This is a genomic window from Burkholderia sp. Bp8992 (assembly GCF_003853705.1).
Taxonomy (GTDB): domain Bacteria; phylum Pseudomonadota; class Gammaproteobacteria; order Burkholderiales; family Burkholderiaceae; genus Burkholderia.
The window spans coordinates 306,182-326,964 of the sequence record NZ_QTQI01000001.1 but is presented as its reverse complement, the minus strand read 5'-3'; the positions used below and the strand labels follow the sequence as shown (position 1 = coordinate 326,964).

Sequence of the window (20,783 nt, the reverse complement as noted above, 5' to 3'; positions counted from 1 at the left end):
CCGGTCAGAAGCGAGCATTGAGCTCGATCTGCAACACGTCGATCGACACCGGCGGCCCGTACACTTCCTTCGAGCTCAGGTAGCGGGCCGACACCCACGTGTCGCGCGCGACCGCATACGCAGCGCCGATCACGTAGCCGCGCGCGTTGGTGCCGCCGAGATGGAAGTCGGGATCGTTGAACGCATCGAGCACGGCGTCCGGCTGCAGGTACTTGTACGCGATCGAGAAATTCCACTGGCCCTTCTCGCGCGGTTCCGGCTCGCCGACCGTCGCCTTCGCGAGGAAGCCGTTCGGGCCGCTGCGATAGTCGGCGCGCGTCGCGCTCACCGACGTCGATTCATAGTTGTTGACCGGCAGCGACGCCGCCGCGAACGCCTTGTTGTCGTTGTACGCGAGGTTGCGCACGTATTCGCCGTCGAGCCGCAGCTTGAAGCGGTCGGCCACCACCGTGTCCCACTGCGCCTTCAGGTCGAGCAGCCGGTAGTTGTACGCAAGCCCGAACAGTTGCGGCTGCGGCGTCATTCCCGGCGCGAGGTTCGGGTTCTGCACGATGTTGCGCAGCGCGATCAGCGTGTTGCCGCCCTGCATGAACGTGGGCGCCTCGTTGTCGGTGCTGCAGCTCGTCGGGCCTTGCCCCAGCGCGCACGGCGACGACAGCGTGCCGCGCATGTTCTGGAAGTCGTAGTACGCGACCGCGCCGCGCAGCCGGTTCTTCGCGTCGATCTTCCAGTCCGCGCCGAACTGCGCGCCGAACATCCACTTCGTGTCGCTGCCGGCCTTTTCGGTGCTGTTCGACGGGAAGTTCTCGCTCGTGTACTGGATCGGGAACACGCCGAGCGTGCCGAACAGCGTGACGTCCGGATTCCACGGCAGCGCATGGCGCAGGTTCGCGGCGAGCCCGTCCATCATCAGGTCGTCGGAGAACACGAGATCCGACTTGAAGAACGGGTTGTCGAAACGGCCGGCCGTCAGGTTCAGCCACGACGTCGGCTTGTACGCGAAGAACGCCTTGTTCAGCCAGATGTTCTTCTTGCCCCAGCCGCCGCCGGCCGTTCCCGTGGTGGAAACCGGGCCGTTGTCGTTGCCGCTCGCGAGCTGGAGCCCGGCCGTCATTTCGTCGGACAGCGTCGCCGTCACGCCGAGCCGTGCGCGGTAGCGCAGCAGGTTGTTGCGGTTCTGCGTGGTGTTCTGCGTCGGCAGCTGCGTCGTGTTGGTGTTCGGGTTGATGTCGAACCCGCCGCCCTGGTTGATCGCCGCGAAATTCGTGACGTTGTTCGCGTTGCGGCTGCCGTAGAAGTGATATTCGTCGCGCACGCGCAGGTCGCCGTCGAGCTTGATGCGCGACACCCAGTCGGGGAACGTGTTCGGCTGCGCCCAGTTCTCGGCCTTCGCCTGCGCGATCACTTCCTGCTTCACCTGGTCGCGGATCTGGTCGCGCACGAGCTGCGGCACGTACGGCACCGCGACGTCGCCCGGCTGCGTCGGCGGGTTGACCACGCCGCCCGCCACGACCGGCGCGCCCGACGCGCGCGCCGACCTCGCCTGCACGGCTTCCGTGCGCGCCTCGCTGATCAGCTCATTGGCGTTCTGCTGCGTGAGCACGCCGCGCTTCACGAGCAGGTTGATCAGGTTGATCACCACGCTTTCCGTCGGCGCGGCCTTCCCCGATGCCGCCTGCGCTTCGAGCGATTGCCCGTGCGCGGCAGACGTGCACGTCAGCCCGAGCGTCAGCACCGCCGCGCCGACACGCGACAGGCGCGCGGGCAGCGCGCCGTTGCGGGGCACCCCACCCCGTTCGTTCATCTTCCGAATCATCGAAGCACTCCGAACAATTTTCGTTTCTTTTCCGGCAGCATCCGTGCGACGGCGCTGCCCCATGATTCTTGCGTGGTCTCTCTCGCGCATCGTCATGCCGGCTTGCGGCCCTGGAGCCTGACGAGCACCGGATACGTCGTCGCCGGCGGCGGTACTTCATCGACCCGGCCGAGCGCCTCCACCGCCGCGACGACGGCCGTGTCGATCTTCGCGTCGCCGGTCGACTGCGCGATCGTCACCTTCGTGATCCGCCCCGACGCATCCATCCACAGGTTCAGGCTGCCCGCGAAGCGCGCACCGCCGGCGTCCTGCACGCCCTTGTCCTGCTCGATCGCGCGCTGCAGCACGTACACCATGTATTGCGCGTAGCTCGCATTGCCGAACTTGCCGCCTCCGCCGCTGCCGATCATTCCCGAGCCGTCGCCCGCGCCGATGCCGAAGCTGTCGGTGCCGGCCTGCGCATCGGCATTCATCGTCATCTGCTTCGGCTGGTTGTCCGACGGCTTCGGCGCCTCGGACGGCTTCGGCGCGATCGTCGGCCGCTCGACCGGCGTCTTGACCTCCTCCTTCACCTTCTCGGGCGGCGGCTTCTGCTTCGGCGGCGGCGGGGGCGGCGGCAACGGGATCACCGTCGTCACCTGCGGCGCGCTCACGCGCTTCACGCCCGCGGTATCGCCCGCGAAATGCCAGATCAGCGCGGCCAGCCCCGCGAGCACGAGCGCGATCGCCAGCGGCTTCACGAAGCGGCCGGGGCCTTTCTGCGGCGGGCCGCCGTTATAGGTCATTTCCATCGCGCTAGCCGCCCTGCTTCGCCTTGCCGGTCACGAGCCCGACCTGCGACAGGTCGAGGCGGCGCAGCAGGTCGAGCACGTCCATGACCTTCTGGTACTGCACGGCCGCGTCGCCCTTCAGCACGATCGGGAATTCCGGATTGGTCGCCTTCTCGGTGCGCAGCCGGCTTTCGAGCTCGTCCATCGTCACCGGGTACGCGTCGAGGAACACCTGCCCCGAATCGGCGACCGTGATCGCCTTCGTCTTCGGCTTCGCGAGGCTCGCGGACGAGCTCGCCTTCGGCAGGTCGACCTTGATGCCCTGCACCGACGCGGTCGTCATGATGATGAAGATGATCAGCAGCACGTACGCGAGGTCGAGCATCGGCGTGATGTTGATGTCGTCGTACGGCTTGTCGTCGTCCTGAACCTGCATGGTGGTCTCCTGCGTGCGGTCAGTCGGCCAGCACCGCGTGATCGGGCGCGCGATGGGCTTCGGCGAGGCGCGTGACGAATTCGTCGACGAACACCTGCATGTTCGCCGTCACGTTCTTGTTGCGGATCAGCAGGTAGTTGTAGCCGAACAGCGCCGGAATCGCGACGAACAGGCCCGTGACGGTGGCGAGCAGCGCGGCCGCGATACCCGGTGCGATCGCGTTCACGTTCACGTCGCCGGCCGCCGCGATCGCCGCGAACGTGATCATCACGCCCACCACCGTGCCGAGCAGGCCGAGGAACGGGCCGCCCGAGATCGCGATCGTCAGCAGCACCATCGATTTCGACAGCCGCTGGTTCTCGCGCACGAGCGTCGCGTCCATCGACGCGCGGATCGCCTCGATCGATTCGGACGTGATCACCGTGCGGCCGTTGCCGTCCACGCGGCTGTGGATTTCATGCACGCCGGCCTTGTACAGCCGGTACAGCGACGACTGGTACAGCCGGCGGCCGTCGGCGCTCGCTTCGTCGACATGCGCGAGACCGACCAGGTGGCGGCCGGCCACTTCGCGAAAGCGCTGCACGAAATACTGGTTGGCCTTGTCGACCGTGCCGACGTAGCGCGCCTTCGTCCACATCACGATCCACGACACGAGCGCCATGCCGAGCAGGATCGTGATCACGACCCACGCATCGACGGTTACAGACTGCACGATCACGCCGAAGTAGCCGAAGCCGAAGCCCGACTGCTTCTCGTCGGCGCCGTACGCGACGAGCTTCGATTCCGAACCCTGCGCGAGCGCGTCGACGGCGATCGCGGCCGGCGAGCGTGCGATCTTCGACAGGCGCAGTTCGTCGAGTGCACCCGAATAGGCTGCGAAACCGGCCGGCGCGCCGCCGACGTCCGCGCCGATCGTCGCCGCACCGTTCAGCGCGGGCAGCGTCGCCGCGACCTGCGCGGCCTGCTTGCCGTTCACGTAGACGGTCAGGTTCTTGCCGTCGGCCGTGACCGCGAGGTAGGTCCACTGGTTCGCGGCGACTGGCGGTGCGGCCGGCGTGCGCACCGGCGCCGGATTGCCGGCCGCGCCGGCGACTTCCGCGAACGGCACGCCGTTGTCGAGGCCGATCAGCAGCGCGTTCGCTCCGTCACGACGGCTGTACAACAGCGTGTTCGCGGCCAGCGCCGACGGCTTCACCCACGCGCTGAACGTGAAGCTGCCGCCGGCCGGCACATTCAGCGAGGCGCTGGCAGGCAGCGTCAGCGAACCCGTCCCGTCGAACCGCGCGCCCTTGCCGACGATGCCGTCCTCGACCGTGCGGAACGACGCGTTCTGCGCGTGGTTGCCGTACGCGGTCGCATCCTTCGGCGGTACGCCGGCCGCGCCGTTGAAGTGGTAGACGAGCGTGTAGTCGGCATCGAACGTCTCGGCCGGCCTTCCGCCGTCCGGCGCTTTCTTGTTGCCGTAGTACATCCAGATCGACTCCGCGGCGCCGGCCGGCATCTTCGGCACGTCGACCCATATCAATGCGACGCCGAGCACGGGATCGTATTGCTCGACGTGGAAATTCAGCGGCGTCTTGTCGTCGGCGGCGACGAAGCGGATGTCGGCGCCGTTGTCGGCCAGCCCGTCGAACTGGAAGTTGCCGGAATGCAGGCGGATCAGCAGCGGCACGCGGCCGGCCGACTCCGCCAGGTTCGCGCCTTTCGCGCTCGCGTCGATCGTGATCGCCTTCCGGTACGACCAGTCGTTCTGCCACCATGCGTTCGCGATGCCGGGCAGCACGCCGAGCATCACCGCCAACAGGAAAAACAAGACTCGCTTCACGATCCACTCCCCGAATGGGCGGGCGCCGCGCTCGTCGCATCGCCCCGCCACGATAGAAAATCCGTCAGAACCCCAGCCTCACGTAGAAATCGAACCGCGGGCTGTACTGCCGCGTATAGACGCCCGCCTTCAACGGCCAGCCGGCCTCGAAATCCGCACTCGCGTACTTCATCAGCTGCAGCCGCGTGCCGACGCCGACGCTCATCAGGTTGAAGCGCGACGTCTGCTCCGGCAGCGGGCTCAGCAGCCACAGGTGCGCCGCGTCGAAAAATGCGTGGAAGCGCCACTCGTTCAGGCGGCTGCCGACCGCGCCGCCCAGCCATTTCGCGAGCGACGGGCTGCGCAGCTCGAGCGACGCGATCACGCCGCTGTCGGCCGTGTTCTCGGCCTGCATGTAGCCGCGCACGCTGTTCATCCCGCCCGCGGCGAACTGCTCGCTCGACACGAGCGGCGAGTTCGAGATCTGTGCGTTCACGTGCGCATTGGCCTGCATGTCGTTCGCGAAGCGCTGCGTGTGATTCACGTCGAACTTGCCGTACACGAAATCGGGCGTCGCGTTGTAGCGCTTGTTGTCCCATGCGCCCCAGTCGCTGCCGAGGCCGCGGATGTTCGTCGTCAGCGACGCGGAGAACGAAGTCTGCGAATTCTTCAGGCTCAGCTGGCCGTTGTACGACAGCGTGACCGGCACGTAGGTGAGCGGTGCCGTCGAGCCGCCCTGGCCCGGCAGCGACACGTCTTCGTCGTAATGCTTGCGGTCGATCTCGATGCTGACCGAGTGCGCGTAGGTCTCCGTCGCCGGCAGCGAATAGATCGCGGTGAAGCCGTACGTGGTGCCCTTGCCGAGCACGTTGGTGTTGCCGACCGACGCGACGTTGCTGTCCGAATGCACGACCGTCGCGAGGAAGCTCCAGCGCGAATCCTTGATCGGCGCGAGATACGAGAACGCGTAGACGCGCGCATCGTTCGGATGCTGCGGCGCGATCACGTAGGTGCCGGAAATCACGTGGCCGAGCTGCCAGAGATTCGAATAGCTGAGGCTCGCGGTCGTGCGCAGCGTCGACGTGCCGGGGCTGTTGTCGTTGTTCAGTTCGAGCGAGCCGTGCAGCGGGCTGTGATCGTCGACCTTCAGGTCGACGTCGACCGTCTGCGGCAGCGCGCCCGGCTTCAGCACCGGAATCACCTGCCGGTCCGCCGAGCGGTTCAGCTCGGTGAGCTGCTGCTGCGCCTGGTTGAAATCGGGCACCTGGCCCTCGGCCAGTGCGGGCACCGCGTCGCGGATGTTCTGCGGCGAGTTGTACTTCGCGCCGTCCACGCGCAGGCGCCCGACCTTCGCCTCGGTCACCTGCAGCAGGATCACGCCGTTCTTCACCTGCTGCTGCGGCAGCTCGACGACAACCGACTGGTAGCCGCGATCCTGGTACGCCTTCTGCAACGCATCGCGGGCCGCATTCACGTCGGCGAGCGTGCGGCCCGGCCCTTCGTACGGATACACGGCCTTCTCGATCTCGAGCGTCGGCAACGTCGTATTGCCGCGCACCACGAAGGCATTCACGTCGAACGACTGCGGCGCGGCCGGTGCCGCCTTCGCGGCCGGCGCGGCTTCCTGCGCATGAATGCCCGGTGCGACGCTCAACCCTCCGGCCAGCACGGCGCCGGCCAGGCATCGGGCATTCAGCCGCCATCGTTCGCGTGACTTGCGGTCTACTCTCGGCGGCATGCGCCATTCCCCTTTGTTGTTCCGGATCGCAGCGAAGCCGCACTGCACCAGCCGCTCGCTCCGCTATCAGTTGCCTGTTTCACTTTGATGACGATTGATTCGCCATCCTTATCATGAACTGCGCAATGCTTTCTGCTACTGCCGATCCGAACTCAGCCGTGATGCGTCAGCGAAGCCTGCACACCGGCCTGGAAACCGAACTGCGCCATCGCGAATTGCATCAGCGTATCGACACACGTCGCGAGCGATGCAGCGCCGGTATCGATCGCGAGATCGGCTCGCACCGGCGGTTCGTACGGCGCCGAAACGCCTGTGAATTCCGGCAGCGCGCCGCACCGCGCCTTCGCGTACAGCCCTTTCGGATCCCGCGCCTCGCAGCAGGCCAGCGTCGTGCTCACATACACTTCACGAAAGGCCGGCCCCACGATCGCTCTCGCCGCATCGCGCATCGCCGCGAGCGGCGAAATGACCGCGACGATCGCCAGCGCGCCGGATTCGCTCGTCAGTGCCGCGACTTCGGCGATGCGCCGCACGTTCTCGAAACGGTCCCGCACCGTAAAACCGAGGTCCCGATTCAGCCCGGTCCGCAGCCGGTCGCCGTCGAGCACGACCGGATGCACGCGCCGGTCGCGCAGTCGCGCCGCCACCGCGTCGGCCAGCGTCGTCTTGCCCGCGCCCGACAGCCCCGTGAGCCACAACACGCCGCCGGCCCGTTGCGGCGACACGCCCCGCCATGCGCGAGCCACGTCTACCGATAAGGACGAAACGACCTCTTGAAACCCGCATCGATCGTCGTTCATCACGCGTGCTCCGCCGCCTTCGCGGGTTCGTCGTCCTCGCGCGGACGCGTCTGCCAGAAGCCGCCCTGCATCGTCACGATCGACGGCGTCTCGGCCCATTGGTGCGGGCTCAGGATTTCGGCACGCCGCACGTCGGGGATCACCTGCACGTCGAAGATCTCGTCGACGCCGTTGAAGAACTGCAGGATGCCGAGCACGTCGCCGGTATTCGCGTCGAGCGCAGCGACGCCCGCGACCAACCCATCCGATTCACTTTCGATCGGCAACCCTTGCGGACCGCGTTTGTCGCGCAGCTTCGACAGCCCGACGAACAACACGCCGCCGTACGCCGCGAGACCGTGCGTAAAGCCCGGCAGCTTCGCGAGCACGTGCCGCGCGCCGGACTGCGGATCGATCTGCAGCACGTGGCCGCGGCCGCCTTCGAGCACATGCAGGCGCCCGCCGATCACACGCGGCGAGTGCGGCATCGAGAGCCCCGAAGCGACGACCCGGCCGGACGGCACCTCCATCACGATGCCGCTGCCGGCCATCCCGCTGCGCCAGCCGAACGGCTCGTTGCTCATGCCGAGCGCCGTCGCGAACCGCACCTTGCCGTCGGCGAACGCCATGCCGTTCAGGTGGCAGCGATCGTCCGGCGTGGTCTCCGTCACGAACGGCGGCTGCCATATCGGCGTGAAGTTGAAATAGCCGTCGATCACGCTGATGCAGGAATAGCGCGTGTTGACCGCGAGCAGCACGTGCTTGTCGAACGCCATGTCGTGCAGGTCGAGATCGCCCGTGTAGTAGGACATGCGCGGCACGAACATCGCGTCGTAGTGATCCGGGCGGGCCGGATAGTGCGGCGCGAGCGTCGACACGTTGGCGAATACCATCAGCTCGTGCATCGTCGCGACCGCGAGCCGCTTGCCCGACACGGCCATCCCCATCGAGCGCGGCAACAGGCACGCGGACAGCGTGGGCACGCCGTCGTCGACGCCGATCACGGCCACGCCGGACGGGCGGCGGCTCACGGCCAGCGAGCACCCGAGCGCCTCGAGCACCTGCAGGAAGCGCCCCGTGTCGCGCAGGTTGATGACCGGCGACAGCGCTTCCGCCTGTCGCGCCGATACGTCGTCCGTCGGTGCAACGCCTTCGCCCGCCGGCCGGGTTTCCTCGAACTGTTCCACTGTCATGCACCTGTCGGCTTCACGCCGCCTGATGAGAAAAAATGTGCCCGCTTGCGTACTCCCGCCCGCCGGCCCGACGCACGCGCGTCGGTCGCGAACGGGGCCGCGCGCGACGCACCAAGTCGCAGCTCCCACCTACCTAGACGGAACGAAGCGCGCATTGCCGCAATGTTTTTTTCGCGTGACGTCGACCGATCCGCCGGCACCGGCGAGCGGTCGACGCAAGCGGCCTGCAATGCGCGCAGCCGCTCCCTCGCGCGAGACTCGCGAGACGCGGCGCATGACCTTGCGTGGCCCCCTTTTTCGTATACGTGTCGTTGCCTGGCCGACGTGCACGCGAAAACGCGGCCGGCCAGCGTGCGGCCCGACAATCCTCCGGTTTCAACCGGGAAGTTTTTGTGACATTCCGCTGAAGATATTCACGAAACGCTCGCGAAAACACGGCACGCGTTCGCGCGAAACCCACGCGGGACCGTTTACACCGCACCGCGGCATCGCGAGCACGCGCGAAATCCTGCGGTTTTCGGCTGCCCGCTTCGTCCTAGCTATTGAGAACGAAACATGTCAACGACAGGACACGCCATGTCATTCGCCACGATGCTCGTACGGTGGCTCGCCGGACGGCTGGCCGGCGCCGCCGGAATGCCGGGCCGGCTGCGGCCGCGCGCCGCTCATGCCGCGTCGGATCCGCCGCTGCGCTGGCGCACGCCGTGGCTCGCGTGGCAGCTGCTGTCGTGGTCCGTGCTCACGCTGCTCGCGCCGCCGATCTGGATGATCGGCACGCTGCTGCTGATCAATCCGTCGAGCGACCAGCCGCTGTTCTGGGCGCTCGCGATGGCGATCGTGCCCGTCGCGAACGGGGTCGCGATCGTCGCGACCAACCAGCGGCATCACCGCGCGCCGTTCACGCGGCGCCCCGCGATCGCGGCGCACATGTTCGCGATCGCGATGACCGTCGGCTGCACGCTGTTCGTGCTGCTGCTGTGGCGCTCGCACGCGATCGGCGGCCTCGTCGGCCCGCTGGCGGCCGACGGCATGCGGCCCGCGACGCTCGCGTGCTGGGTCGCGGGGCTCGCCGCGCTGTTCGGCGTCACGTCATCTGCGCATGCGAGCATCGCGCATGCGTGGCTGGCGTTCGAGGTGTGAGCGCGCCGCGCCGATACTGCGGGGGCACGCGGATGCATCGATACGGGACAGGACGGACGGCGCACGCACGGCGCGAACGCGGCATCGCGATCGTGACGGTGCTGCTCGTCGTCGCGCTGGCGGCCACGCTCGCGGCCAGCGTACTGTGGCGCCAGCAGGTCGCGACACGCGACGTCGAGAACCAGCGGCTCGCGACGCAGACGATGTGGATCGAACGCGCCGCGGTCGAGTGGGCACGCGCGACGCTGCGCGCGCAAAGCGCGACGTCGAACGTCACGTTCGTCGGCCAGCCGTGGTCGGCGCCGGTCGCCGACGTGCCGCTCTCGGACCTGCTGCCGTCCGACGCACTGGCGGTCAATGCGGAGTTGTCGCGCGCGTGGATCTCGGGCAGCGTCGAGGACGCGCAGGCGCGCTTCAACCTGACGAATCTCGTGTCGCGCGTCGCGCCCGGCAAGCCGTGGCAGTCCAATGGTGAAGGCGTACTGGCGTACCGGCGCCTGCTCGTCCAGCTGTCGCTCGATCCGGCGCTCGCGCAACCGACGGCCGACTACATGCTGCGCTCGCTGCGCGACGCGAACGGCCCGGGCGGCTGGCCGCTGCAGCTCGTGTCCGTCGACGATCTCGCCCGCATTCCCGGCTACGACGCGCATGCGATCGACACGCTTGCGCCGTTCGTCACGATCCTGCCCGACCTGACCGTCGTCAACGCGAACACCGCGACCGAACCCGTGCTCGTCGCCGCGATCCCGACGCTGTCGGCGAGCCAGGCCAAGCGGCTCGTCGACCGGCGCGCGACTGCGTATTTCGTCAGCACCGGCGACATCGCCGAATACCTGCTGCCCGCGCAAGGCGGCAACCCGACGCTGCCGGACGGCTCGGCCGTCGGCGTGAACAGCGGCTATTTCATCGTGCACTGCCGCGTGCATTCGGCGCGGATCAACGCACGCATCGACACGCTGATCGCGCGCTACGGCAGCGGCAATTTCGCGTGGACGTCGGTCATCTGGGTGCGGCGGCTGACGAGTTGAAGCCGGATGCGGGCTGTGCCGAAGCAGTTCGAACTGCGGGCCGGGTCGCCAACGTGCGATCGGTGCCCGCTAATTCAGCGACGATTCACTCAACGTCACCGGTCGCGGGCCCTGCGCCGCCGCATCGAACGTCAGCCGCGTGAAGCTCGTCTCGCGCACTTCGCCGAGCAGCCGGTTCCAGTCGTCGATCGACACGAGCAATGCGATCGGCCGGTTGTACTTGGTGACCATCACGAGCGCCTCGCCTGCGTGCCGCAGCGCCTTCGACGGATTACTGCTGAAGTCGCGCGTGGCCATCGCGATCGTGCGCAGGCTGAACACGTTCGCGGCCGGATCGTCGCCGTCGTCGTGCATCAGGCGCTCGAGCGTTGCCGCGCGCAGTAACGCCTGCGACTTCGCGGACAGCCGGTTGTCGCGGCGCCGGCGCCGCTCGCTGCGCGGGTCGACATGCACGGCGAGCATGTGCACGATCTGCCCCAGCGTCGCCGCCGGCAACTGGTCGTAGCGCGCCCACCACTCCGGCGGCAGCGCGATCATCATGCCCGCATAGGTGGCCGTCACGCCGTCGGCGATCAGCGACGGCAGGCGGTCGACGTCCCGCGCGTCGAGATCGAGCGCACCGCCGACCACGCGCGCCATCACGCTGAACGCGTTGTATGCGAAGGCGGCGATCCCGCACGCCAGCAGCGCCGCGCGCGCGGGCACGGCGCCGAACGGCGCGCCGCCCGTGACGGGCTCGAGCGACAGCGGCAACGCGTCGCGCCAGCGCCGGCGCGACAGCGCCACGACCTGCGGCGCATCGAACCGCTCGGCCGGCAGGTCGGTCAGCAGCGTGACGATGTCGCCGGGCGTCTCGTCACCGTGCCATTCGATCCGCCGAAACGCGCCCGACACGCCGCCTTCGCCGGCCATCCCGACGGACTGTTCGCGAACGCAGCCGCCGCCGAACACGCCGGCTTCCTGCCAGTCGCCAAGCGGCCGGCATGCGGCCGAGCGGCCGTATTCGCGCAGCACGAATGCGCCGCCGCGGCGCGGCCAGCCGGACAGGATCGCGTCCGTATCGAACCGCCCGTCGACGATCCACAGCTCGCCGGGCCGGACCGTCTCGAGCAGCGCGCCGACGAAGGCACGCTCGTGCGACCGGCCGCGTTCGCAAGGCAGCAGGTCGACGATCATCCCGAGATCCGGATCGTAGACCGGCAGGACGCGCACACCGCCCGCCGCCGCATCGCGCGCGGGGTCGTCGCACGCACGCCCGCAGCCGCAACCGTCGGCCCGCGGTGCGCAGGCCTCGCCGAACCCGTCCAGCACGCGCAGCCGCATCCCGTCGACTGCGCGCGCGCCGTCGACGCTGCACCCCGACGCAACCGGCAGCAGCAGGTCGACGCTGTCCCTGGCCAGCGCGCGCCCCCAGCCCGAGCGCCACCGGCTCATGCAATCGTGCAGCGCCGTCACGGTCGCACCCAACCCCGGCGCGACGGCCGCGGCGGCATCGGGCGTCCGCTGCCGCGCGGCAATCGCGGCGATCGCGTCGACGGCGACGGCAAACAGCGCCTCGCGGATCGACTCGCCGTCGGGCTCGTCGCCGGCATCCGCCGCGGCGCCGACCCAGTCGTCGTGCAGCGCGCATTGCAGCACGAGCCGCGTCATGATCGTCATCGGGCTCTGCTCGACAAAGCGTTCCACGATCGTGCGCATCATCGGGATACCCCACACTGTCTGGTTGATCGCGCGGGCCGCCGCGACGGCATGCGCATGCGTGCGTCGCGATGCGTTCGCTCTTGACGGCGCGCCGGCGACACCGCAGCATCGTGGGCGACCCGATCCGCGCGACGCCGCGCCGTCGCGACGGTCCGCCCGCAATCGATGCACGAGGCACCGGCATGTACGTAGATCCCCGCGTGGCGCACGGCCGCGCCCGGTTCGACCTGAGCGGCTCCCCGCGGCTCGTCGCCGACGAGCGCCGCTGGGAGATCAGCGACGTCGTCACGCGCGGCATCGACGATTTCACGGGCGTGCGCAACCGCCGCAACCTGATGCGGCTGCTCGAGCGCCAGATCGCGCCGAAGCTCGCGCGCCTCGGGCTCGAACCGTACGTCGGCGTGCTCGGTCATGCCGAAGGATTGTTCGTCAATTTCTCGACGATGAGCGCCGAGCACGGGCTGCGCGAATTCCAGCTTCAGCTGACGGTGCCCGACCTCGTGCTGCGCAGCTTCGCATCGAACGTGATTCGGCCGCACGCGGTCGCGCGCTGCATGCAGCGCAACGGCGTGATGTCGCTGGCGGAAATCGAGCATGAGACACGCATCGCGTTCGTCGCGGCGCGCGTGATGCGTTCGCTCGCGCTCGCGGAAGGCTGGCAGCAGATCGGCGTGCCGACGCCGCACGGGCTGTTCGTCGGCACGCTGACCGATGCGCACGACGTCGCGATGAACACCTATCTCCGGCCCGGCGACAACGACCGGCCGTCGCGCTGGAGCGGCTTCTCCGCGCTCTTCTCGACGATGCCGGACTGGCGCCCGGAACAGGTCCGGCACGGCGGCGAACTGCTGCAATGGATGGTCGGCCATATCGTGTCCCTGCAAGAATCCGCACCGTTCGTCGAACGCTTTCCGTTTCTGCGCGAGCCGCTGCGCGACACCCGCGATCCGCTCGACGCCGCCTGGAGCGGCGCACACGGCGGCCACCGCGCGTGAACGGCGATCCGGAAGCCCGTTCAGGCTTCCGGTCCCGGTCTCCGCCTCTCGGCCCCTCTGCACGGCCCCCTCGCTCTCTCGTATACAAGGTCGAAGCGGGCCCGGCTAACCCGCAGACTTTCTTGCGATGCCCCTGCACCCGGTCAATGCGTGCGCGTCGACCCGCCCGGCTCGCCGGGCTCCTGGCGGCCGACCGTCTCCAGCACGGCCCACATCCAGATCAGTTCGCGGACCGTGCGCGCATGCTCGTCGCTCTGCGCGCGCCAGCGCCCGAAAGCGTCGCGTTCCTGCTCCGTCGTGTCGCCGGCGCGCAGCCACAGCAGCCAGCGCACCGCGCCCTCGCGGATCGCATCGGCGCGCGTGTCCGCGTCGCCGGAATCCGATTCCCGTTGCGATTCGTTCATGATCACGCCACCGCCCGAAGCTCATTCGACACACCTTCCCCACCCCGCGCATCGCTGCGCGGCCGGGGCGCTTGCCACCCACGCCTCGGGTCCGACGACGCCCCGCCGGGCCGTCGCGAACGACAGCCCGGCGTTTGCCGGCCCTCATGGATAAAGTCGTATCGAAGGGCCGTAACCCGCAGCGCAGGCAGCCCCGAAGCAGGCGAACGCGCCGCCTGGCGGAGACAGGAAGAAAGGGAAGGAAGCGGAAGACGCGGGAAGCTGCGTCAGCTCAGCAGCACGATGTTGCCGGGCAGGCGCGTGATGTGCGCGCCATACAGGCGGCCGACCATGTCGATCACGTCGTCGAGCCGCGTGATCGGGAACTGCGCCTGCATCCGGTTCGCGCCGAGCGACGCGCTGCGCAAGATGACCTTGCCGCGCCGGTAGCGGTTGATCTCGTCGACGACGTCCGACAGCGGCACGCCGTTGAACACCAGCATCCCGCGCCGCCATGCGCTGACGGCGCCCGGATCGATCCGCGACACCGGCTGCACGCCGCGATCGTCGTAGACGACCTGATCGTCGGCGTTCAGCGTGCGTGCGCCGCGCGGATGCTCGAGCGCGACCGTGCCGGACAGGCAGGTCACGCAGACCTGCGTACCCGTGCGCCGCACGTTGAAGCGCGCGACCGTCGCCTGCATGCGGCCGCCGCCCGCCACCACGGTGACGGGCTGGATCGGCGTCGCACGGCCGGCCGGCGGTGCGGCCGCGTCGATCTCGGCCTCGCCCGCGACGACTTCGACGCCATGCGCGGCATCGCTCGCGGGCAGCACGTCGAGGCGCGTCTGCGTATTCAGCTCGACCGTCACGCGCGACGACAGCGCGACGCTGCGCTGCTCGCCGGTACCCGTGTGGTAATCGGCCGCGATGTCGCCGAGCGACGGCCACAGCTGCATCGGCGGCCGCACCGCGAGCCATGATGTGCCGGCCGCGACCGCGAAGCCGATGAACGCGCGGCGTCCGGTGCGCATCGTGCGTTCGCGCTTTGCAACGTCTGCCCAGGCAGCAGCCGTGCGCTCCTCGTGCGCGAGTTCGGTCGCCGCCGTGCGCAGCGAGCTCCACGTATCGCGCAGCAGATCGGCGGCTTGCGGACGATCGGCACACCAGCGCTCGAACGCATCGGCTTCGGCCTGGCCCGCTTCTCCCGAGCGCAGACGCAGCAGCCACGCACTCGCTTCGTCGAGTTCGTCGTGGGCAGGTTGGGCCTGGGCTTTCGTCATCGTCCGGATGCTCAAAATTTGCGCGGGCCGCCTCGCGTGCCCGTGTACGAATCACCGTCTTCCTGCATGCGCTGCAGGCAGTACTTCATCGCCGCGCTCAACTCGCTTTCGACGAGCCGCAGCGAAATACCGAAATGCTCGGCGATCTCGCGGTTCAGCAGGCCGTCCACGCGGGCGGCCAGCAGGATCGCGCGGCGCCGAGGCGGCAGGCCGCGCAGCACGTCCTTCAGCGTCTCGACCTTGCGGCGTGCCGCGACGATGCGCTCGGGATCGGCGAGTTCGTCGGGCATTTCCAGCAGCGTCTCGACGTCGTCGTCGTGCAGATGCCGCCGTTCGCGCCGATGCTGGTCGATCGCGACATTGTTCGCCATCCCGAGTATATAGGCGTCCGCGTTCGTCACCTGCGTGGAGACGTTCGCGTTCTCGAGGCGCAGCCAGGTTTCGTGCAGCGCATCGGCGGCGCCGTCCTTCGACCCCGTCACGCGTTCGAGCCGCCTGACCAGGTACGCGTAGCGCGTCGCCAGCAGATGCCTGAGCCCGGAGCGGTTGCTGTCGGACATGGCGGCCTAGCCCCGGACGGCCGGCTGCGGCGCCGGGCAACGGAAATGCACGCCGTTGCCGGCCGGGCGCAGCAGGATCGTGACCGGCTGCGGCAAGTCTGCCGGCGGCCCATCGTCCAGCTTCAGCGCGCGCAGCGCGCGCATCACCGCCGCGTCGCGGGCGGCCGAACCGCTCGATGCCACCATGTTGACCGCCACCACCGCCCCCCTGTTGTCGATGCGCACCTGCGCGACGAGTCGATAGCTGCCCGGCACGGCTGCCGGCTGCGCGCACAGCGCATCGATCAGATGCGCCTGCAGCAGGCCCGCGAACGCGCGCCGATCGCCCGAATCGCCGATCCCGTCGATCGGCAGCGCCGGATCCGCCGGCGTGTCGGCCGTCGCGGGCGGCGTCTCGGCGGCCGGCTGCGCGACGATGATCGCTTCGTCCGGACGCGAGAATTCCGCACGCAACCCCGTTCCGGCCAGCATCCGCTCGAGCGCGTCGCGCGGCGTGAAATCGCCCTGGACCGGCGCACTCGTGCGCCCGTCGAGCAGCGGCGCCGGCGCGAGCACGATCAGCTCGGTGAGCCGCGCGAAATCCTGCAACGTCTTCGCGAGCGGCTGCGCGGGCAGATCGAAATGCACCGCGCGGCCCGGCTGGCGGCCGATGGAACCGGTCTCCTGCGCGTGCACGCCGCGCATGCACAGCACGACCAGCGCGAGCCACGCGACGAGCGCCAGGACACCGGTCGGCGCCCGTGAACGAGTCATGAATCCCTGGACGGAAGTGGAGTTGCACGCCGCGTGCCGAAGCGCGCGCCCCCGGGAGCGGCTCCGTCGCAAGCGAACGACAGATTGTGAGCGGGCTGTGTGACAGTCAGGTGAAGCATGCAGCGGCGCGATTCAATCCAGACGTGTTCATCCATCGTGTTCGCGCGCGGCGCCACGCGTCGCTCAAGGCCGGCGCACGACGAAGCTGCCGATGCCCGTGCCGACGACGGCCATCCGCACGTCGCCGGACCACAGCGTGATCGTCACGGGCACGTCGATGCTTTCGCTGCCGAGCACCACGCGCGACGGCACTTCGCCGCCGCCGGTGTAGCGCACCGACACGCCCGTTACCTCGGTGCCCCAGCGGCGTGCGCGATAGAGATCGTCGGTCATCGGCGCCCAGCTGCCGCTGTCGGTGCGCTGCACGAAGCGATAGCCGCCGCCGACCGGTTGCCATGCGATCGGCATCGATCGCACCTGCGCCTCGTCGCCGGCCGATTCGAGCAGGTTCGCGAGGCGCTGCGCCTCCTCCGCCAGATCGGTGCGGCGATTGCGCGACGGCGCGAGCGTCACGACCGCGACCAGCAGCCCGACGATCACGAGCACGACGAGCATCTCCAGCAGCGTGAAGCCGCGTTGCGTGCGGCGACGCGCGTGTCCACGCGACTGGCCAGCGTACGACGTTCGGGTTTCGTTGAGGCCCGTCATCATGCATTCACCCTCGCGGCAAAGAATGGAAACGTCTTCTGTCCATCGCATCGACGTGACGCCATGAAACCGTTCGACCTGCTTCGCATCGCGCCGTCCCGCGCCGATCTCGTACCGCTCGCGGCAACGCTCGCCGCCGCCGCGGCGCTCGCTGCCGTGTCGCTGTGGGCCGTGCGCGTATTGAGCGCCGCCGATGCGCCGGTCGCGGCGCTTGCACCGCCACCCGCGCCGATCGACGTTGCGGCCGGCGCGCGGCTGTTCGGCGCGAAACCCGACGACGGCCACGACGCCATCCAGTTGCTCGGCGTGCTCGCCTTCGACGCGCGCCGTGCGGCGGCGATCGTCAGCGTCGGCGGTGAGACATCGCGCGTCGTGTCGCTCGGTGCGGCGATCGGCGAAGCCGCGAAGCTCGCCGAGGTTCGCGCGCGCTCGATCGTCGTCGACCGCAACGGCCTGCAACGCGAAATCGCGCTGCCCGCCGCAGAGAAGGCCAACGCGTTCGTGCGCTGAGCCGCGCATCACTGCACCATGTTGTTCAGCTCGATGATCGGCATCATCACCGCGAGCACGATCACGAGCACCACGCCGCCCATCGCTAGAATCAACAGCGGTTCGAGCAGGCTCGTCAGGAACATCGTGCGGCGTTCCAGCTCGCGCGATTCGCCTTCGGATGCGCGATCGAGCATCGTCGTCACGTCGCCGGTCGCCTCGCCCGAGCGGATCAGGTGCACGAGTACCGGCGGAAACGTCTTCGTATGCGCCAGCGCGCGTGACAGCGCCGAGCCTTCGCGCACGCGGACGATCGCGTCGTCGACGTTCGCGCGCATCGCGCGGTTCGACAACGTCTCGCCGGCCGCCTGCAAGGCGCGCAGGATCGGTACGCCGGCCGCGGTGAGAATGCCGAGCGTGCTCGCGAAGCGCACCGTGTTGTAGCCGCGCACGAGCTTGCCGGCGAGCGGCGCGGTGAGCACCCACGTGTCGAACCTGAGCCGCGGCGCATCGCGCGACAGCACCTTGCGGATCGCATAGGCGATCGCGACCGTCGCCGCGAGCGATGCCCACCACCAGTGCCGCACGAAGTCCGATAGCGCGAGCATCACGACCGTCAGTGTCGGCAGCTGTTGCTTGGTGCTGGTGAACACGTTCGCAACCTGCGGCACCACGTAGCTCAGCAGGAACGTGACGATGCCGAACGCGATCAGCGTGACGATGCCCGGATAGGTGAACGCCAGCAGGATCTTCTGTTTCAGCGCGTTGCTTTGTTCGATGTAGTCGGCGAGACGCGACAGCACGATGCCGAGCTTGCCGGTGTGCTCGCCGGCCGCGACGAGCGCTCGATAGATCTCGGGGAAATCGCGCGGATGCTGGCTCAACGCATTCGCGAACGAATGGCCGCCGACGACTTCCGCCCGGATCGACGCCATCAGCTCGCGCACGTATTCGCGCTCGGCCTGCTCGCTCAGCACCGACAGCGATTCGTCGAGCGGCAAACCCGCGACCAGCAGGCTCGCGAGCTGGCGCGTGATAATCGCCTGCTCGCGCTGCGACAGCTTGCGGCCGAGCGACAAACGTTGATGGCGCTCGCCGTGCAGGCGCTGCGCGGCCAGTTCGACGACGAGCGGCGTGAGACCTTGCGTGCGCAGATGGCTGCGGCCGGCGCGCGCGCTGTCGGCTTCGAGCACGCCTTTCAGCGTGCGGCCGGTGGGATCGATCGCTTCGTAGCGGAATGCCGACATGCCGATGCTCTCCTGTCACGTGCGCGACTGCTTCCGATGACGTCGCGCAGGTTGCCGGACGGAGTCGCCGGGGAAGACTACGGAGCGAACCGGCGCAAATTTGTGACGGATGTTGGGCTACCTTTTTTGGCGGGTCTTATTACCCGTCGCCGTTATTCTTATAACGCAAAAACGATTTCATTCTTACCCAATCAATTAACCGGTCATACATTAAATACTCGCGCCCCTCATCGACCTTCCATTTACAGATTCGCGCAAAAAAACGGAAGAAATACATCAAAACGGAAGATATTCATCGACGTGCAGAATGTTCCGTAACATCCGCCACGAAATCGTCTTGAAGTTGGGATAGCCGTGCGCGGACTCGCGTGCTGCTTCAACAGCTTCCATCAAGTCTCATGCGGGCTCCCGCGCGCGATCCGCCGAACGATTCCGTCCAAATCTCAATATCTGAACGTTCCAACCTGTGCCGAATTACGCTCCGCTCCGCACTTTATCAATTCGAATAACGCAATGGCTTGCTCGATAAAAATGTTACGCACCATTCGTTATGAAAAATTCACACGCGTCATTCGAATTACCCCCTACATTTACGCGGCGGTCCATAAGTATTCCAACCGCAACAGCAGGGGTTCCCGTTTATCTTCGTTCAAGGAAATTTCTCATGAAATCCAGCAAGCGCAAGATCTGTCAAGTCCTCGCTCTCGTTGTTTCCGGTCTGGGCGCCACGGCCGCAATGGCCGCGGACATCCACGGCGGCGGTTCGTCGCTCGTCGCCCCGACCATCGGCGCGATCGGCAACACCGCGACCGAAATCGGCCTGTTCGGCACGGCCGAAGGCTCGTTCACGTACTACTCGGTTGGCTCGGGCGCCGGCCAGAACGCATTCCTGAACAACCAGCCGACGTACTTCGGCTCGACGGTCACGGGCACGGTCCACTTCGCGAACAGCGATGCGGCGCTGTCGACCGCCCAGCTCACGTCGTACAAGGCCGGCCTCGGCGCGACCAACGGCCCGCTGATCCAGATTCCGTACATCGTCACGCCGATCACGGTGCCGGTCGTCAACGGCCCGGCCGTCACGAGCACGACGACGCCGCAGACGACGCCGGGTCAAGCGCATAGCATCGCGCTGAACGACGACGATCTGTGCGGCATCTTCTCGGGCAAGCTGACGAACTGGAACCAGGTCATCAATCCGGAAACGACCGCAGCCTATACGACGAACGCACCGATCAAGGTCATCTACCGCTCGGACGGCAGCGGCACGACGGAACTGCTGACCCGCCATCTGGCAGCCGTCTGTAAGGCAGGCAACACGGCCACGGGCGTAACGTTCGTCGATTCGCTGACGTTCGCGGCTTCGTTCCCCGGCGGCGTCGTGCCGTCGAACTTCACCGGCGCGTCGGGCAGCGGCGGCGTGCGCAATGCGCTGTCGTCCTCCACCGGTGCCGCCGTCGCGTACCTGAGCCCCGACTATACGAACACGTTCCTCGCCCCGTCGAGCACGGTCGTGACGCCGGCCGGCGCGCTGCAACTGCCGGTGGCCAGCCTCGTGAACAATACGAATGGCATCTACTACGCACCGACGTATGCAAATGCTTCGACGGCACTCGGTTCGGTCAAGCCGCCGGCGCTCAAGGCCGGAGCCTCGGATCCTTCGCAATGGGTGCCGGCCGCCGGCAATCCGGTGTCGGGCTACCCGGTTTCCGGCACCAGCCAGATCATCCTGAGCCAGTGCTACAAGGATGCGACCGTCAAGACGGCCGTTCATGACTTCCTGAACAGCCACTACACGAACGCCAGCTTTGCGTCGATCGTGCATGGCAACGGCTTCGACACGGTTCCGTCGAACTACCAGACGGCCATCTCGAACGACTTCCTGAGCAACGCGAGCGGCTTCAACCTCGACATCGGCAACACGAGCGTCTGCACGGGTACCGTAGTCGGTCGTTAATTC

The 20,783-nt window shown here is 67.9% G+C and carries 19 protein-coding genes; 5 read left to right on the top strand and 14 right to left on the bottom strand.

Annotated elements, in window-relative coordinates; genetic code table 11:
* Positions 1-4: 4 nt before the first annotated feature.
* The 7 genes from DIE03_RS01455 to DIE03_RS01425 form a co-directional block, all read right to left on the bottom strand.
* On the bottom strand, positions 5-1,816 hold the full coding sequence (locus DIE03_RS01455; protein ID WP_124446756.1) for a putative porin: 1,812 nt from the start codon (positions 1,814-1,816) through the stop codon (positions 5-7).
* Positions 1,817-1,908: 92 nt separating this feature from the next.
* On the bottom strand, positions 1,909-2,607 hold the full coding sequence (locus tag DIE03_RS01450) for an energy transducer TonB (RefSeq protein ID WP_124446754.1): 699 nt from the start codon (positions 2,605-2,607) through the stop codon (positions 1,909-1,911).
* A 4-nt stretch (positions 2,608-2,611) separates the two neighbouring features.
* Positions 2,612-3,022: a biopolymer transporter ExbD gene (locus DIE03_RS01445; protein ID WP_027780971.1), complete on the bottom strand. Its 411-nt coding sequence runs from the start codon at positions 3,020-3,022 to the stop codon at positions 2,612-2,614.
* 19 nt (positions 3,023-3,041) lie between these two features.
* Positions 3,042-4,847, bottom strand: coding sequence for a DUF2341 domain-containing protein (locus DIE03_RS01440; protein WP_124446752.1), 1,806 nt, complete (start codon positions 4,845-4,847; stop codon positions 3,042-3,044).
* 64 nt (positions 4,848-4,911) lie between these two features.
* Entirely contained in the window at positions 4,912-6,564 is a 1,653-nt protein-coding gene (locus tag DIE03_RS01435; RefSeq protein WP_260434770.1) for a ShlB/FhaC/HecB family hemolysin secretion/activation protein, read from the bottom strand.
* A gap of 152 nt (positions 6,565-6,716) precedes the next feature.
* On the bottom strand, positions 6,717-7,364 hold the full coding sequence (gene cysC / locus DIE03_RS01430; RefSeq protein WP_260434769.1) for an adenylyl-sulfate kinase: 648 nt from the start codon (positions 7,362-7,364) through the stop codon (positions 6,717-6,719).
* The gene (locus DIE03_RS01425; RefSeq protein ID WP_124446748.1) at positions 7,364-8,536 is read right to left on the bottom strand and encodes a TIGR03032 family protein; all 1,173 of its coding nucleotides are present in this window, start codon (positions 8,534-8,536) and stop codon (positions 7,364-7,366) included. Before DIE03_RS01425 ends, cysC begins: the two co-directional genes overlap by 1 nt.
* 576 nt (positions 8,537-9,112) lie before the next feature.
* On the opposite strand from DIE03_RS01425, the gene DIE03_RS01420 reads away from it, so the two are divergent.
* Positions 9,113-9,676: a hypothetical protein gene (locus DIE03_RS01420; protein WP_124446746.1), complete on the top strand. Its 564-nt coding sequence runs from the start codon at positions 9,113-9,115 to the stop codon at positions 9,674-9,676.
* A 32-nt stretch (positions 9,677-9,708) separates the two neighbouring features.
* Positions 9,709-10,704 (top strand): type II secretion system minor pseudopilin GspK, encoded by a 996-nt coding sequence (gene gspK, locus DIE03_RS01415; protein WP_124446744.1) that lies wholly within the window; start codon positions 9,709-9,711, stop codon positions 10,702-10,704.
* A gap of 69 nt (positions 10,705-10,773) precedes the next feature.
* Here gspK and DIE03_RS01410 read toward each other — a convergent pair whose 3' ends face one another.
* A complete protein-coding gene (locus tag DIE03_RS01410; protein ID WP_124446742.1) occupies positions 10,774-12,405 on the bottom strand; it encodes a transposase in 1,632 nt (543 codons plus the stop codon).
* 182 nt (positions 12,406-12,587) lie between these two features.
* Here DIE03_RS01410 and DIE03_RS01405 point away from each other — a divergent pair, with 182 nt between their 5' ends.
* Positions 12,588-13,400, top strand: a complete 813-nt coding sequence (locus tag DIE03_RS01405) for a hypothetical protein (RefSeq protein ID WP_124446740.1) — start codon at positions 12,588-12,590, stop codon at positions 13,398-13,400.
* 143 nt (positions 13,401-13,543) lie between these two features.
* Here the strand turns inward: DIE03_RS01405 and DIE03_RS01400 are convergent, their stop codons facing one another.
* The 5 genes from DIE03_RS01400 to gspH all read right to left on the bottom strand — a co-directional run bounded on the left by DIE03_RS01400 (position 13,544) and on the right by gspH (position 17,090).
* Positions 13,544-13,804 (bottom strand): DUF4880 domain-containing protein, encoded by a 261-nt coding sequence (locus DIE03_RS01400; RefSeq protein WP_124446738.1) that lies wholly within the window; start codon positions 13,802-13,804, stop codon positions 13,544-13,546.
* Positions 13,805-14,070: 266 nt separating this feature from the next.
* Positions 14,071-15,066 carry a FecR domain-containing protein gene (locus tag DIE03_RS01395; protein ID WP_124446736.1) on the bottom strand — a complete coding sequence of 332 codons (996 nt, stop codon included), beginning with the start codon at positions 15,064-15,066 and terminating at the stop codon, positions 14,071-14,073.
* An 11-nt stretch (positions 15,067-15,077) separates the two neighbouring features.
* Complete coding sequence (locus DIE03_RS01390) at positions 15,078-15,626, bottom strand: RNA polymerase sigma factor (RefSeq protein WP_124446734.1); 549 nt, start codon at positions 15,624-15,626, stop codon at positions 15,078-15,080.
* A gap of 6 nt (positions 15,627-15,632) precedes the next feature.
* Positions 15,633-16,379, bottom strand: coding sequence for a secretin and TonB N-terminal domain-containing protein (locus tag DIE03_RS01385; protein WP_124446732.1), 747 nt, complete (start codon positions 16,377-16,379; stop codon positions 15,633-15,635).
* A gap of 183 nt (positions 16,380-16,562) precedes the next feature.
* Positions 16,563-17,090 (bottom strand): type II secretion system minor pseudopilin GspH, encoded by a 528-nt coding sequence (gspH, locus tag DIE03_RS01380; RefSeq protein WP_124446730.1) that lies wholly within the window; start codon positions 17,088-17,090, stop codon positions 16,563-16,565.
* 60 nt (positions 17,091-17,150) lie between these two features.
* Here gspH and DIE03_RS01375 point away from each other — a divergent pair, with 60 nt between their 5' ends.
* Positions 17,151-17,597 carry a type II secretion system protein N gene (locus tag DIE03_RS01375; RefSeq protein ID WP_124446728.1) on the top strand — a complete coding sequence of 149 codons (447 nt, stop codon included), beginning with the start codon at positions 17,151-17,153 and terminating at the stop codon, positions 17,595-17,597.
* 8 nt (positions 17,598-17,605) lie between these two features.
* Here DIE03_RS01375 and gspF read toward each other — a convergent pair whose 3' ends face one another.
* Complete coding sequence (gspF, locus tag DIE03_RS01370; protein WP_124446726.1) at positions 17,606-18,823, bottom strand: type II secretion system inner membrane protein GspF; 1,218 nt, start codon at positions 18,821-18,823, stop codon at positions 17,606-17,608.
* Positions 18,824-19,487: 664 nt separating this feature from the next.
* On the opposite strand from gspF, the gene DIE03_RS01365 reads away from it, so the two are divergent.
* Positions 19,488-20,780, top strand: coding sequence for a substrate-binding domain-containing protein (locus DIE03_RS01365; RefSeq protein WP_124446724.1), 1,293 nt, complete (start codon positions 19,488-19,490; stop codon positions 20,778-20,780).
* The last annotated feature ends 3 nt before the right edge of the window (positions 20,781-20,783 follow it).